Origin of the sequence: Pseudomonas sp. AU11447, assembly GCF_001672555.2 — a bacterium.
In the GTDB taxonomy this organism is placed as follows: Bacteria; Pseudomonadota; Gammaproteobacteria; order Pseudomonadales; family Pseudomonadaceae; genus Pseudomonas; species Pseudomonas nitroreducens.
This window is the reverse complement of sequence record NZ_LZDG02000018.1, coordinates 166,816-180,677: the sequence shown is the minus strand read 5'-3', so window position 1 is coordinate 180,677 and position 13,862 is coordinate 166,816. Positions and strand designations below refer to the sequence as shown.

At 64.8% G+C, this 13,862-nt stretch carries 14 protein-coding genes; 4 read left to right on the top strand and 10 right to left on the bottom strand.

Features of this window, described 5'->3' with window-relative positions; all coding sequences use genetic code 11:
* Positions 1-4: 4 nt before the first annotated feature.
* Entirely contained in the window at positions 5-793 is a 789-nt protein-coding gene (locus A6723_RS04385; protein WP_054910820.1) for a helix-turn-helix domain-containing protein, read from the bottom strand.
* Between the two features lie 143 nt (positions 794-936).
* Between A6723_RS04385 and A6723_RS04380 the strand changes: the two genes are divergently transcribed.
* Positions 937-1,338, top strand: a complete 402-nt coding sequence (locus A6723_RS04380; RefSeq protein WP_054910819.1) for a hypothetical protein — start codon at positions 937-939, stop codon at positions 1,336-1,338.
* 147 nt (positions 1,339-1,485) lie between these two features.
* Here the strand turns inward: A6723_RS04380 and A6723_RS04375 are convergent, their stop codons facing one another.
* Together A6723_RS04375 and A6723_RS04370 are read right to left on the bottom strand one after the other, a co-directional pair.
* On the bottom strand, positions 1,486-2,076 hold the full coding sequence (locus A6723_RS04375) for a 2-hydroxychromene-2-carboxylate isomerase (RefSeq protein WP_054910818.1): 591 nt from the start codon (positions 2,074-2,076) through the stop codon (positions 1,486-1,488).
* A gap of 34 nt (positions 2,077-2,110) precedes the next feature.
* Complete coding sequence (locus A6723_RS04370; protein ID WP_054910817.1) at positions 2,111-2,839, bottom strand: SDR family oxidoreductase; 729 nt, start codon at positions 2,837-2,839, stop codon at positions 2,111-2,113.
* 104 nt (positions 2,840-2,943) lie between these two features.
* Between A6723_RS04370 and A6723_RS04365 the strand changes: the two genes are divergently transcribed.
* Positions 2,944-3,507 (top strand): TetR/AcrR family transcriptional regulator, encoded by a 564-nt coding sequence (locus tag A6723_RS04365; protein ID WP_065348186.1) that lies wholly within the window; start codon positions 2,944-2,946, stop codon positions 3,505-3,507.
* Positions 3,508-3,717: 210 nt separating this feature from the next.
* Here the strand turns inward: A6723_RS04365 and A6723_RS04360 are convergent, their stop codons facing one another.
* The 7 genes from A6723_RS04360 to A6723_RS04330 form a co-directional block, all read right to left on the bottom strand.
* On the bottom strand, positions 3,718-4,467 hold the full coding sequence (locus A6723_RS04360; protein WP_054911330.1) for a sulfite exporter TauE/SafE family protein: 750 nt from the start codon (positions 4,465-4,467) through the stop codon (positions 3,718-3,720).
* Between the two features lie 132 nt (positions 4,468-4,599).
* Positions 4,600-5,589 carry a sulfate/molybdate ABC transporter ATP-binding protein gene (locus A6723_RS04355; RefSeq protein WP_065348185.1) on the bottom strand — a complete coding sequence of 330 codons (990 nt, stop codon included), beginning with the start codon at positions 5,587-5,589 and terminating at the stop codon, positions 4,600-4,602.
* Between the two features lie 14 nt (positions 5,590-5,603).
* A complete protein-coding gene (gene cysW / locus A6723_RS04350; protein WP_045215472.1) occupies positions 5,604-6,476 on the bottom strand; it encodes a sulfate ABC transporter permease subunit CysW in 873 nt (290 codons plus the stop codon).
* A gap of 10 nt (positions 6,477-6,486) precedes the next feature.
* Entirely contained in the window at positions 6,487-7,305 is an 819-nt protein-coding gene (gene cysT, locus A6723_RS04345) for a sulfate ABC transporter permease subunit CysT (protein ID WP_017520777.1), read from the bottom strand.
* Between the two features lie 120 nt (positions 7,306-7,425).
* Complete coding sequence (locus A6723_RS04340) at positions 7,426-8,424, bottom strand: sulfate ABC transporter substrate-binding protein (RefSeq protein WP_024762120.1); 999 nt, start codon at positions 8,422-8,424, stop codon at positions 7,426-7,428.
* A gap of 155 nt (positions 8,425-8,579) precedes the next feature.
* Positions 8,580-8,762, bottom strand: a complete 183-nt coding sequence (oscA, locus tag A6723_RS04335; RefSeq protein ID WP_017520779.1) for a sulfur starvation response protein OscA — start codon at positions 8,760-8,762, stop codon at positions 8,580-8,582.
* Positions 8,763-8,902: 140 nt separating this feature from the next.
* Positions 8,903-11,176: a bifunctional diguanylate cyclase/phosphodiesterase gene (locus A6723_RS04330; RefSeq protein ID WP_054908150.1), complete on the bottom strand. Its 2,274-nt coding sequence runs from the start codon at positions 11,174-11,176 to the stop codon at positions 8,903-8,905.
* A 179-nt stretch (positions 11,177-11,355) separates the two neighbouring features.
* On the opposite strand from A6723_RS04330, the gene desA reads away from it, so the two are divergent.
* The gene (desA, locus tag A6723_RS04325) at positions 11,356-12,537 is read left to right on the top strand and encodes a delta-9 fatty acid desaturase DesA (RefSeq protein ID WP_024762122.1); all 1,182 of its coding nucleotides are present in this window, start codon (positions 11,356-11,358) and stop codon (positions 12,535-12,537) included.
* A 138-nt stretch (positions 12,538-12,675) separates the two neighbouring features.
* A complete protein-coding gene (locus A6723_RS04320; RefSeq protein WP_024762123.1) occupies positions 12,676-13,644 on the top strand; it encodes a sensor domain-containing diguanylate cyclase in 969 nt (322 codons plus the stop codon).
* The last annotated feature ends 218 nt before the right edge of the window (positions 13,645-13,862 follow it).

Sequence of the window (13,862 nt, the reverse complement as noted above, 5' to 3'; positions counted from 1 at the left end):
CAGCTCATTCTGTGCCGCTGAGCTGGCGCAGGATCCGGGCGCTGTCGGGATCGGCGGGAAAGAAGGTTTCCAGCGCCAACTCCGACAGCGTCACGTCCACCGGCGTGCCGAAGACCGTGATGGTGCCGATCAGGCTGCACACGCCCAGTTCGGTCTGCAATTGCACCGGGATCAGCACCATGTCGCCGCTGGCTGCCTCGTCGTAGGGCGGCGCCGGATAGGCTGCCACCTCGTCGCGCAACGCCGCCAATGCCGGGTCGCCGCTGGCCTCGTAGTCGCGCTGCAAGCGCTCCACTACATGCGCCTTCCACGGCCCGAGATTGAGGATGCGCGGCGCCAGGCCCTTGGGGTGCAGGCTCATGCGCAGGACGTTGATCGGCGGCTGCAGCAGCTCCGGGGCGACGCCGAGCAGGAAGATATCCACCGTGCGGTTCGACGCCAGCAGGTTCCAGTGGCGGTCCACGACCATCGCCGGGTTCGGCTCGTGGGCCTTGAGCAACTGGTCGATGGCCTGTTTCGCCACGGTCAGCGCCGGATCGTCCAGGCCTTTCTCCGAATACACCGGGGCGTAGCCCGCCGCGCTGAGCAGGCGGTTGCGCTCGCGCAGCGGAATGTCCAGCTGTTCCGCCAGGTGCAGGAGCATCTCGCGGCTGGGCAGGGCGCGTCCGGTTTCGACGAAGCTCAGGTGGCGCGTGGAAATCTCCGCGTCGCAGGCGAGGTCGAGCTGGCTGAGCCGGCGGCGCTGGCGCCATTGGCGGAGCAGGGCGCCGACCGGTTGGGCTGGACTGTTCATGGCTGGACTGTTCATGGTTTCGAACGATAGACCTCCCACCCCGTAACGGCCATTACCTGTCAGGTAATCGACGCACCTACGTCCCAGGCGGATTCTTCAGCCACACGCCGCCAACCGGTGGCGACCCTTGAAGGAGCTCCGCCATGACCCTGCTGCAACCGTCCCCGCTGCTTCGTCTCACCCTCAAGGCCGACGCCCTGGCCGGCGGCGCCATGGGCCTGCTGATGGCATTGGCCGCACAACCGCTAGGCCAGCTTCTGGGCCTACCGTTCGTCCTGCTGCTGGTGGCCGGTATCGTCCTGTTACCGCTGGCGCTGGTGCTCTACTGGATGTCCAATCAGCCGGCGCTGTCGCGCACCGGAGTCTGGGCCGTGATCGCGCTGAACGCGCTGTGGGTGGTGGAGAGCGCTGCCCTGCTGGTGACCGGCTATGTGCAGCCGACCGCCCTGGGCTATGCCTTCGTCATCGGCCAGGCGCTGGTAGTCCTGCTGTTCGCCGAACTGGAGTTCTTCGGCCTGCGTCGCTCGGCTGTCCTGGCGCTGTGATGTTCGCGAGCAAGAACTAGGCGTCCCCCTCGCTCCTACAGGGCTGCATCGGTGCGCTTTTCGTAGGAGCGAGCTTGCTCGCGAACCGCTTCCTGCCGGCGGATAACTTGTTCCAGGTTATGCGCCCTACGGTACTCGAGAACCGCTTTACGCCAGCGCTTCGCGAACGAAGTCGAGGCGATCCTGGCCGAAGAACATCTCGTTGCCGACGAAGAAGGTCGGCGCTCCGAACATGCCGCGCTTGATGGCCGCCTCGGTGTTGGCCTTCAGCGCATCCTTCACTTCCTGCTCGGCGGTCAGCGCCAGCAACGCCTGCGGGTCGAAGCCCGCCTCGGCGAGCAGCGGACCGAGCTCCGCCGGGTCGCCCAGGTTCAGCGCATCCACCCACATGCCCCTGAACACGCAGGCCAGCAGCGCCTCGAAACGCTCCGGCTGGCGCAGTTGTACGCCGGTGGCCGCACGCATCAGGGTGAGGGTGTTGATCGGGAAGTGCGGGTTCATCTTCATCGGCACGCCGTAGCGGCGGGCGAAGCGGGTCATGTCGATCAGCGTGTAGCGACCCTTGGCCGGCACGGCGATGGGTGAGGCGTTGCCGGTGGCCTGGAACACGCCGCCCAGCAGCACCGGACGATAGACCAGCTCGGCGCCGGTTTCGGCGCAGATGCCCGGCAGTTGGGTATACGCCAGGTAGGACGTTGGGCTGCCGAAGTCGAAGTAGAACTCGACGGATTTGCTCATGAGTGGCTCTCTTCTTGTTGTCGTTATGAGGGGATTACCAGCGCTCGATCCAGGGACGGAGATCGAGTTCGAAGGTCCAGGCGTCGCGCGGCTGGGAGTGCAAATACCAGTAGCTGTCGGCGATGTGCTCGGGGTCGAGGATGCCGTCCTGGTCCTTCTGCGCGTATTTCTGCGGGAAGTTCTCGCGGATGAATTCGGTGTCGATGGCGCCGTCCACCACCACGTGGCCGACGTGCAGGCCCATCGGCCCCAGTTCGCGGGCCATGCTCTGCGCCAGGGCGCGGATGCCGTGCTTGGCCCCGGCGAAGGCGGCAAAGCCCGAGGCGCCGCGCAGGCCGGCCGTGGCGCCGGTGAACAGGATGGTGCCGCGCTGGCGCTTGACCATGCGCTTGGCCACTTCGCGGCCGGTGAGGAAGCCGGAGAAGCAGGCCATTTCCCAGATCTTGAAGTATTTGCGCGCGGTCTCCTCGAGGATGCTGCAGGGTACGTTGGCGCCGATGTTGAAGACGAAGGCTTCGATGGGGCCGATGTCGCGCTCGATGGTCTCCACCAGCTCGATCACCGCTTCTTCCTTGCGGGCGTCAGAGGCGAAGCCGTGGGCCTCGCCGCCTTCGGCGCGGATGGAATCCACCAGCGGCTGCAGCTTGTCCGCCGAGCGCCGGGTGACGCAGGCGACGTAGCCTTCGCGGGCGAAACGGCGGGCGATGGCGCCGCCGGTGGCATCGCCGGCGCCGATGACCAGGACGACTTTCTTGTTCGACATTCTCGTTTCCTCAGGGGTGCGCGAAATTTGGTAAACGGTCGTTAGGTAAACGAACGTTATGTTAATATCCGACGCATCGTCAACCGCTTCGACGGAGGCGCTCCATGCGCTACTCAGCAACCCACAAGGAAGAAACCCGCCAGCGCCTGCTCGACAGCAGCGGCTCGCTCGCCAAGCAGGGCGGTTTCGCCACCACCGGCGTGGACGGGCTGATGAAGGCCGTGGGGCTGTCCGGCGGGGCGTTCTACAACCACTTCGGTTCGAAGGACGAACTGTTCGCCGCCATCGTCGAGCGCGAGCTGAGCCAGAGCGTCGAGCGCCTCGCGGCGAAGGGCAAGGTGCTCGACCGCGCGCGCCTGGAGCGCGGGTTGAAGCGCTACCTGAACGTCACCCATGTGCAGGATTCGGCTGCCGGTTGTGCGATTCCGGCGCTGGGTGCGGAGATTGCCCGCGCCGACGAGTCAGTGCGACAAAGTGCCGAGGATGCGCTGCTGGAATTGCAGCAGGCCTGGGCTGAAGTGCTGGGCTCGGCGGAAGACGCCTGGGCCCTGCTGGCGCAATGTGTCGGCGCGCTGGTGCTGGCTCGGATGGTGGCCAGCGAACAGGCGCAGAAGGCGATCGTCGAGTCGAGCCGGGATTTCCTGATCCGTCATCTGGACGAGAAGTGAGCTACTTCCCTTCGGGGCGCAATCTCGGCGTTGTTCACCAGCTCTGGTAGGGCGAATAACCCGGCACGGGTTATCCGCCGGAATGGCGGATAACGCCCTAGGCGTTATGCGCCCTACGCGGCTGGGTTCGCGAGGCCGAATCCGTTCCCTTCGGATAACGGCATTCCCCACATCCCTGTGGGTCACAAGCTCGCTCCTACAAAAGAGCAGTTATAGGCCGCGAACTGCGAGGTCCGCGCCCAGCAGCAACAGGCCGCCGAAGAAGCAGCGGCGGAACGCCAGCGGGCTGATCCGCGAACGCAGCCAGGTGCCCAGGTACATGCCTGCCAGCGCCGGCAGCAAGGCCAGCAACGACAGGCCGAGCACGTCTGCCTGCAACAGCGAGCCGTGCTGGCTGAGGGTGATCGCCAGGGCCAGCGTCGAGACGGTGAACGACAGCCCCAGCGCCTGCACCAGATCATCCTTCTCCAGGCCGAGGGCCTGCAGGAAAGGCACGGCGGGAATCACGAAGACGCCGGTCACGGCGGTGACGCCGCCGGTGATCAGACCAATCAGCGGTGACAGCCAGCGTTCATGCCGCGGCGCCACGCTGAAGCGCTTGTTCGACAGCCCCAGCAGCGCATAGAGGATCAGCGCGACGCCCAGCAGCGGCGTGGCAGCCGACCAGCTTTCGCCTGCCAGCAGCCAGCCCACTAGCAGCGTGCCGACGACGATGCCGACGAGCATGCCCCAGAGCCGCTTGAGCAGCCCGAGGAAGCGCGGGCCGGCCGCGAGTTGCCAGACATTGGTGACGGTGGAGGGGACGACAAGGATCGCGGCGGCCTGCATCGGCGGCATCACCAGCCCGAGCAGCCCGACGGCCACGGTGGGCAGGCCGAGACCCACCACGCCCTTCACCAGGCCGGCGAGGAGGAAGGTGAGGATGATCAGTTCGAGGTGTTGGGGGAGGGCGTCGAACATGGCCGGGCCTTGTTGAAAGCAAGGTCGGCAGGATACGAGGGTTTGAAAGCCATGGGGAAGCGCGAGAGGCTCTCTGTAGGAGCGAGCTTGCTCGCGAGCAAGCTCGCTCCTACAGAAAAGCGGTTTGCTGGATCAGATATTCGCCACCGGCTGATAGGCCTTCGGCTTGAAGTACAGCGTCTCGCCACGCGCCAGGCCAGTCAGGCTGTCGTGGTCCTTCACCACCTCGGCCTCGATCAGCTCGTCCTGGCCGTCGACCTTGAGGGTCACGCGGGTAATCGCGCCCAGCGGGCGGATGTCGCGGACCTCGGCGGCGCGGTGCTCGGCCACTTCGGAGCGCGACAGCGATATCTCGTGCGGACGGAACAGCACGTGCTCGTCACCACCCAGGTGGAGGCGGTTGGAGTCGCCGAGGAAGTGGTAGACGAAGTCGCTGGCCGGGTTCTCATAGACTTCGCCCGGCGAGCCGATCTGCTCGATCACGCCCTTGTTCATCACCACGATGCGGTCGGCGACTTCCATCGCTTCTTCCTGGTCGTGGGTGACGAACACGGAGGTCAGGTTGATCTCCTCGTGCAGGCGCGCCAGCCAGCGGCGCAGCTCCTTGCGCACCTTGGCGTCGAGGGCGCCGAAGGGTTCGTCGAGCAGCAGGATCTTCGGTTCCACCGCCAGCGCGCGGGCCAGGGCGATACGCTGGCGCTGGCCGCCGGAGAGCTGCTCCGGGTAACGGTCGGACAACCAGTCCAGTTGCACCATGTTGAGCAGCTCGTGGACCTTCTCGGCGATGCGCGCTTCGCTCGGGCGTTCCTTCTTCGGCTTCATGCGCAGGCCGAAGGCGACGTTGTCGAACACCGTCATATGGCGGAACAGCGCGTAGTGCTGGAACACGAAGCCGACGTTGCGATCGCGCACGTCGTGCTGCGAGACGTCTTCGCCGTGGAACACGATGTTGCCGGCGTCCGGGGTTTCCAGGCCGGCGATGATGCGCAGCAGGGTGGTCTTGCCGCAGCCGGACGGGCCGAGCAGGGCGACCAGTTCGCCGCTGTGGATATCCAGGTTGATGTCGTTCAGCGCCTTGAAGGCGTTGAAGTTCTTGCTGACGTTACGGATCTCGATGCTCATGGCTGGGCTCTCACTTATTCATCGTCAGCTTTGACTTTGGTGCGGGACAGGCGCGACTCGCTCCACTGCTTGAGCAGCAGGATGACGAGGGCCATCAACAGCAACAGGGTGGCAACGCTGAAAGCGGCGACGTGGTTGTACTCGTTGTAGAGGATTTCGACGTGCAGCGGCAGGGTGTTGGTGACGCCGCGGATGTGCCCGGAGACCACCGACACGGCGCCGAACTCGCCCATGGCCCGCGCGGTGCAGAGCACCACGCCGTAGATCAGGCCCCATTTGATGTTCGGCAGGGTCACGTGCCAGAACATCTGCCAGCCGTTGGCGCCGAGCAGGCGTGCGGCTTCTTCTTCCTGCGTGCCCTGTTCCTGCATCAGCGGGATCAGTTCGCGGGCGACGAAGGGGAAGGTGACGAAGAGGGTGGCCAGGACGATGCCGGGGACGGCGAAGACGATCTGGATGTCGTGGTCCGACAGCCACTCGCCGAAGTAGCCCTGGGCGCCGAACAGCAGCACGTAGATCAGACCGGCGATCACCGGGGAGACCGAGAACGGCAGGTCGATCAGGGTGACCAGGATGCTCTTGCCGGGGAACTCGAACTTGGTCACGCACCAGGCAGCGGCCACGCCGAACACCAGGTTCAGCGGCACCGAGATGCCCACGGCGATCAGCGTCAGCTTCAGTGCGGCCAGCGCATCGGGCTCCAGGATGGCTTCGAAGAAGGTGCCGAAGCCCTGCTTCAGTGCCTCGCTCAGGACCACGAACAGCGGCAGCAGCAGGAACAGCGCGAAGGCCAGCCAGGCCAGCGCGATCAGGGCGCGGCGGCCCCAGACATTACCCCGGCGAGCAGCGTTGGCAGCGGCCGCGGCGGAAAGGCTTGCGGTACTCATGGCGCGCTCCTCAAGGCGTTTCGATGCGGCGCTGCAGCAGGTTGATCAGCAGCAGCAGGACGAAGGCTACGACCAGCATCAGCACGCCAATGGCGGTGGCGCCGGTGTAGTCGTACTGGTCCAGCTTGACCATGATCAGCAGCGGCAGGATCTCGGTCTTCATCGGCATGTTGCCGGCGATGAAGATCACCGAGCCGTATTCGCCGACACCGCGGGCGAACGCCAGGGCGAAACCGGTCAGCCAGGCGGGCAGCAGCGCTGGCAGGAGCACGTGGCGGAACACCTGCAATGGCTTGGCGCCCAGGCAGGCGGCAGCCTCTTCGACTTCACGCGGGATATCGGCCAGCACCGGCTGCACCGTGCGCACCACGAAGGGCAGCACCACGAAGGTCAGCGCCAGGGTGATACCCAGCGGGGTATAGGCGATCTTCAGGCCGATCTCGGTGGCGAAGCGCCCGACCAGGCCGTTGGGCGCATACAGCGCGGTGAGCGCGATGCCGGCCACGGCGGTGGGCAGGGCGAAGGGCAGGTCGATCATCGCGTCGATGATCTTGCGGCCGGGGAAGCGGTAGCGCACCAGCACCCAGGCCAGCAGCGTGCCGATCACGCCGTTGATCAGGGCGGCGATCAGCGCGGTGCCGAAGCTCAGCTTGAGCGCAGCGATGACGCGCGGCGCGGTGATGATGGTCCAGAACTGATCCCAGGAAAGCTGGGTCGTCTTGAGGAACATGGCCCCCAGCGGAATCAGCACCAACAGGCTGAGGTACACCAGGGTGTAGCCCAGAGTCAGCCCGAAGCCGGGTATGACCGGGGAGATGCGTCGCGACATTGTCTGTCCTTTCTCGTGAACGCGTTAAGCCCCCGCCATGGGGCGGGGGTTTTCGTTCCGGCGGGCTGTGCACCGCCCGCCGGATCGGACCGCCCGGCGCAGTGCCGGGCGGGTGGCACATCACTGCGCCTGGTAGATCTTGTCGAAGATGCCGCCGTCGTTGAAGAACTTCGGCTGTGCGGATTTCCAGCCGCCGAAGTCCTTGTCGATGGTCACCAGGTTCAGTTTCGGGAACTGGCTGGCGAACTCGGCAGCGACCTTGGCATCACGCGGGCGGTAGAAGTTCTGCGCGGCGATGCGCTGGCCTTCTTCGCTGTACAGGTACTTCAGGTATTCCTCGGCGACCTTGCGGGTGCCCTTCTTGTCGACGGTCTTGTCGACGACGGCCACCGGCGGTTCGGCCAGGATCGAGATGGACGGAACGACGATCTCGAAGTTCTCGCCACCCTGTTCCTTCTTGGCCAGGAAGGCTTCGTTTTCCCAGGCCAGCAGCACGTCGCCAATGTTGTTGTTGACGAAGGTGATGGTCGAACCGCGGGCGCCAGTGTCCAGAACCGGGACGTGCTTGTACAGGTTCTGCACGTATTCCTGGGCTTTCTCGTCGCTACCGTATTGCTTCTTGGCCCAGGCCCAGGCGGCCAGGAAGTTCCAGCGGGCGCCGCCGGAGGTCTTCGGGTTCGGGGTGATGACTTCCACGCCCTGCTTGGTCAGGTCGCCCCAGTCCTTGATGCCCTTGGGGTTGCCCTTGCGCACCAGGAACACGATGGTCGAGGTATAGGGAGTGCTGTTGTCGGGCAGGCGCGCCTGCCAGTCGGCGGGCAGCAGCTTGCCCAGCTTGTTCAGTTCGTCGATGTCGCCGGCCAGGGCCAGGGTCACCACGTCGGCCTTCAGGCCGTCGATCACGGCGCGGGCCTGTTTGCCCGAACCACCGTGGGATTGCTGCACGGTCAGGTCATCACCGCCCTGGGCCTTCCAGTGCTTGATGAAGGCGGCGTTGTAGGCCTGGTACAGCTCGCGGGTCGGGTCGTAGGAAACGTTCAGCAGTTGGGTGGCGGCGGAAACCGGGCCGGCAATCAAGGCGCTGGCGAGGGCGGCCAGGGCGAAACGGCGGATGGACATGTGCAGCTCCTGAAAAAAATGCAGTTCTTTATGTTTGTTTGGCAGGGTCTTTCGGGGGGCGATGTCAGCCACGCATTCGTGGCTGGCAGCTGCAGTACCGGTGGGGCAGTACGGTCATGGCGACGCTCCGGGTGTCCAGACGGTTCGCTCGAGGCTCAGGCAGGCTTGCCCGGGCTCTGTTGCAGACGGAATTTTTCCTTGCGCTCGATCTGCACGACCTGGCCGTTGTGCACGGTGATCTCGACGGCGCCGAAACGCAGGCCACGCAGGGCGCTCTGCACTTCGCGCAGGATGTTGGCTTCGTCCTGGCCGTCCAGGCTACGGAGGGTTGCGCTCATGGGTATCTGCTCCTAATGGGTTGACCACCGGCCGATTCACCAACGGCGCGTGCGGTGTGAGCGCATCTTAGGCAGGAGCTGGATATTCTTAAAAATACTGTTTAAGAATTTTTATATATCCGAAAGTTTTTAGCGAGGTTTCATGCGCTGCCGCGCGGCAGCTGTGCCAGCAGAATGCTGGCCGGCTGCGGTGCGCCGTACCAGTAACCCTGGCCGAAGTTGCAGGCATGAGTGAGGAGGAAGGCGGCCTGGTCGGGGCGCTCGATGCCCTCGGCGACCACCTGCAGGCCCATGCTCTGGCCCAGGGCGATCACCGCGCAGGCGATGGCGGCGTCCTCGGACTCGTCCGGCAGGCCGGCGACGAAGCCCTGGTCGATCTTCAGCTTGTGCACCGGCATGCGCTTGAGGCGCATCAGCGAGGAATAGCCGGTGCCGAAGTCGTCGATGGCCAGGTGCACACCCAGCAGGCGCAACTGGCAGAGTAGCTCCAGCGCCTGGTCGAAGTTTTCCATCACGGCGCTTTCGGTGATTTCCAGCTCCAGGTGGTGGGGCGCCAGGCCACTCTGTTCCAGGGCCAAGGCCACGCGCTCCTCCAGGCCGCCGCGGCCGAACAGTCGGCTGGAGACGTTCACTGCGATGAAGTCCAGGTGGATTCCGTCGTCCAGCCACTGGCGCATCTGCCGGCAGGCGCGCTCCAGTACCCAGGCGTCGATGGCGGTGATCAGGCCACTTTCCTCGGCCACCGGGATGAATTCGCTGGGGGCAATGAGGCCGTGTTGTGGGTGCTGCCAGCGCACCAGCGACTCGACGCCGACCATGCGGCCGCTGGCAAGGTCGTGTACCGGCTGGAAGTACAGGCGCAGTTCGTCGTGGTCCAGCGCGTGACGCAGCGCCGACTCCACCTGCACGTGGGAGCGCGCGCGGGCGGTCAGCTCGGGGGTATAGAAGGCGTAGAGGTTGCGCCCGCTGGCCTTGGCCTGGAACAGCGCGGCGTCGGCGTGCTGCATCAGGTGATCGACGTTGCGTGCATCCTCGGGGAACAGGCTGACGCCCAGGCTCACCGACATATAGATGAGCTGGCCATTGACCTCGAAGGGTGCGCTCATCGCCTCCAGCAGGCGCTGGGCGAGGCTGCTGGCGTGATGCGGTTGCTGGCTTTCGAGGACCACGGCGAACTCGTCGCCGCCCAGGCGCGCCAGGGAGCAGCGCTCGTCCAGGCAGTCTTCCAGGCGCTCCGCCACGGCGCGGATCAGCAGGTCGCCGATGCTGTGGCCGAGGCTGTCGTTGATGTGCTTGAAGTGGTCCAGATCGATGCTCAGCAGCGCGCCGCCGCTGCCTTCACGTTCGGCGCGGGCCAGCGCCTGCTCGATGCGCTCGCGCAGCAGCAGGCGGTTGGGCAGGCCGGTGAGCGGGTCGTGGTGGGCGAGGAAGTCCAGCTCGTGCTGGGAGCGCTTGAGGCTGCTGAGGTCGGAGAACACCGCGACGTAATGGGTCAGCTCACCTTCGTCATTGCGCACGGCGCGGATGTGCTGCCACTGCGGGTACACCTCGCCGCTCTTGCGGCGGTTCCAGATTTCGCCGCTCCAGACACCCTGTTCATGCAGGGCGGTCCACATGCGCTGGTAGAAGGCGGCATCCTGGCGGCCGGACTTGAGCAGCGAGGGCTGGCCGCCGAGCACGTCTTCGGCGCTGTAGCCGGTGATGCGCGAGAAGGAGGGGTTGATGTGCACGATCACGCCGCGAGCATCGGTGACCAGCAGGCCTTCCTGGGTCGCCTCGAACACGGCGGCGGCCTGGCGCAGGTGGTCTTCGTTGCTGCGCTGGTGGGTGATGTCGCGGTTGATGCCGGTCAGGCGCAGGGGGCGGCCGTCTTCGGCGCGGGTCAGGCGGCCGCTGCTGCGTACCCAGCGATAGCTGCCGTCGCCGTGGCGGATGCGGTAGACGCACTCCAGGTGGGTGCGCAGGCCCTGGATGCAGTCCTGGTGGAGGGCGAGGATGCGCGCGCGGTCGTCCGGGTGCAGGCGGTTCTCCCAGAGCAGCAGGTCATCGCTCAGGTGCTCCAGGGGCAGGCCGATCAGGTTGGCGTAGCCGGGCGAGTAGTAGACGCGCTGGGTTTCCAGGTCCCAGTCCCAGATGCCGTCCTCGACCACCGCGAAGGCGCGGCTCAGGCGCTGCTCGCTGTCGGTCAGCGCGGCGAGGGCGGCGTGCTGCTGGCGAAAGTGCCGGCAGAGCAGAAAGAACAGCACCAGGAAGGTAATCGCGAGGAAGACGTACTTCTTCAGCTCCAGTGCCCGCGCCAGCGAGGCCGGGTCGCGCAGGACATTTTGTAACCATTGGTCACCCAGCCAGACCCAGAGGGTGGCGGCGACCAGGTACAGGAAGCTGATGCGCAGGGCGCTGAGGCGTGGATTCATGCGGTAGTGGGTTGGAATTATTGGCTGAGCAGTATAAATGATGGCCACTTGGCCTTGTTCGTATCTAAAAGACCGGATGGTAATCCGGACCTGCTTAGTGATAATGCGGGCTGGCTTTTCCCGGCAACGCATGCCCAGCAAGGCGTTGCCCACACCCCTTCCGAGGTACAGTATCGCCTATGTGGTACAACGGTTTCCTTGATCTGTCGCCGTGGCAATTGGTGGCGGTCACCCTGATCCTGACCCATATCACCATCGTCGGTGTCACGGTCTACCTGCATCGCTATTCTGCGCACCGGGCGCTCGAGCTGCACCCGGCGCTGAAGCATTTCTTCCGCTTCTGGCTGTGGCTGACCACGGCCATGAACACCCGTGAGTGGACCGCCATCCATCGCAAGCACCACGCCAAGTGCGAGACCGCCGAAGACCCGCACAGCCCGGTGTTCAAGGGCCTGGGCACCGTGCTGCGTACCGGCGCCGAGCTCTATCGCAAAGAGGCGGAGAACGCCGACACCCTGCGTATCTACGGCAAGAACTGCCCGGAAGACTGGATCGAGCGCAACCTCTACTCGCGCTTCCCCATCGGCGGCGTGGTGCTGATGGCGATCATCGACCTCGCCCTGTTCGGCGTACTCGGCATGACCGTCTGGGCCGTGCAGATGATGTGGATCCCCGTGTGGGCGGCCGGCGTGATCAACGGCCTGGGCCACGCCATCGGCTACCGCAACTTCGAGTGCCGCGATGCTGCCACCAACCTGGTGCCCTGGGGCATCCTGATCGGTGGTGAAGAGCTGCACAACAACCACCACACCTACCCGAACTCGGCGAAGCTGTCGGTGAAGAAGTGGGAGTTCGACCTGGGCTGGGCCTGGATCAAGGTGTTCAGCTTCCTCCGCCTGGCCAAGGTGGCCCGCGTGGCGCCCATCGCCCACCGCGTGGAAGGCAAGGGCAGCCTGGACATGGACACCGCCATGGCGATCCTCAACAACCGCTTCCAGATCATGGCCCAGTACCGCAAATTGGTGATCGGCCCGCTGGTGAAGCAGGAACTGGCCAAGGCCGACGAGTCGGTGCGTCACCTGTTCCGCCGCGCCAAGCGCCTGCTGTCGCGGGAGACCAGCCTGCTGGAAGAGCGCCATCACGCGCGCATCCAGGACCTGCTCGCGCAGAGCCAGTCCCTGCAGGTGATCTACGAGAAGCGCCTGGCCCTGCAACAGATCTGGGTGAAAACCAGCGCCAACGGCCACGACATGCTCGCCGCGATCAAGCAGTGGGTGCACGAGGCGGAAGCCAGCGGCATCCAGTCGCTGCGCGAATTCGCCGAGCAGCTGAAGACCTACTCCCTGCGCCCGGCCGTCTGAATGACGGAAGCGTCCTAGGACGTTGAGAGATGCGTCTCAAGAAAAGCCCGCCGTTCGGCGGGCTTTTCGTTTAATTTGCAGCAGCCTGGCGTAGTTTGCGGTCATAGCCCCGGTCAATGAGCGGGAGGACGCTGATACATGGATGAGAATAAATTGCCGGCCGATCAGGAAGAGGCCTTGCTGGCATTGCTGCACAGTCGCGCCGAGGTGACGCGCCTGAAGGAGCGCGAACAGCTTTTCAGCGCACTGCTGGCCAGTGTGAACTCGGTGCTCTGGGCCTTCGACTGGCAGGCCCAGCGCATGGTCTATGTCAGCCCGGCGTACGAGCGCATCTTCGGTCGCTCCGCCGCGCTGCTGCTGGCGGATTACAACGAGTGGCGCAATTGCATCTATCCCGATGACCTGGACTACGCCCAGAGCACCCTGCAGGAAGTACTCGAGCGCGGCGCCATCGAGCAGCGCGAGTACCGCATCCTGCGTGCCGACGGCGAGGTGCGCTGGCTCAGCGACAAATGCTTCGTCAGCCAGCACAGCGATGCCGGCTTGCCGCTGATGATCGTCGGCATTGCCGAGGACATCACCGACAAGAAGCACCTGGAAACCGAGCTGCACCGCCTGGCCACCACCGACGTGCTGACCCAGAGCAGCAACCGCCGCTACTTCTTCGACAGCGCCGAGCAGGCCTTCCGCGACTGCAAGGCGACCTCCACGCCGCTGGCCTTCCTGCTGCTGGACGTGGACGACTTCAAGAAGATCAACGACGTTTACGGCCACCAGGTCGGCGACGTGGTGCTGCAACGCATCGCCCAGAGCGGCGCTGGCGCATTGCGCCGCGGCGACCTGTTCGGGCGTATCGGTGGCGAGGAGTTCGCCGTGCTGCTGCCCGGCTGCGACGAGAACATGGCGCGGCAGATCGGCGAGCGCCTGCAGCGGGAAGTGCAGCGCCTGCGCTTCAATGAGGCCGAGCATTTCTTCAGCGTGACCATCAGCCAGGGGCTCACCCTGTTGCAGCCCGATGACCAGAATCTTTCTGCACTCTACAGCCGCTCCGACGCGGCGCTGTATCAGGCAAAACGCACCGGCAAGGACCGCATTGTTCAGGGATGAAACACATCCGCCGTGTCCGCGGCGGATACATTAATACTTTCCGACTAATACTTTTAACGCAGATACGAAGGTGTACGTTTATGCTGTCAAAACGCCTGTGTCGGGTTTATGGCGCCTTATAAATCAATAAGTTACAAAGTATGATTTGCCTTCTGTCGGATTCCCGGCGTAGGAGTGCTTCCTACGTTGACATGCCTTTGTCCCCCCCTCTATTACTA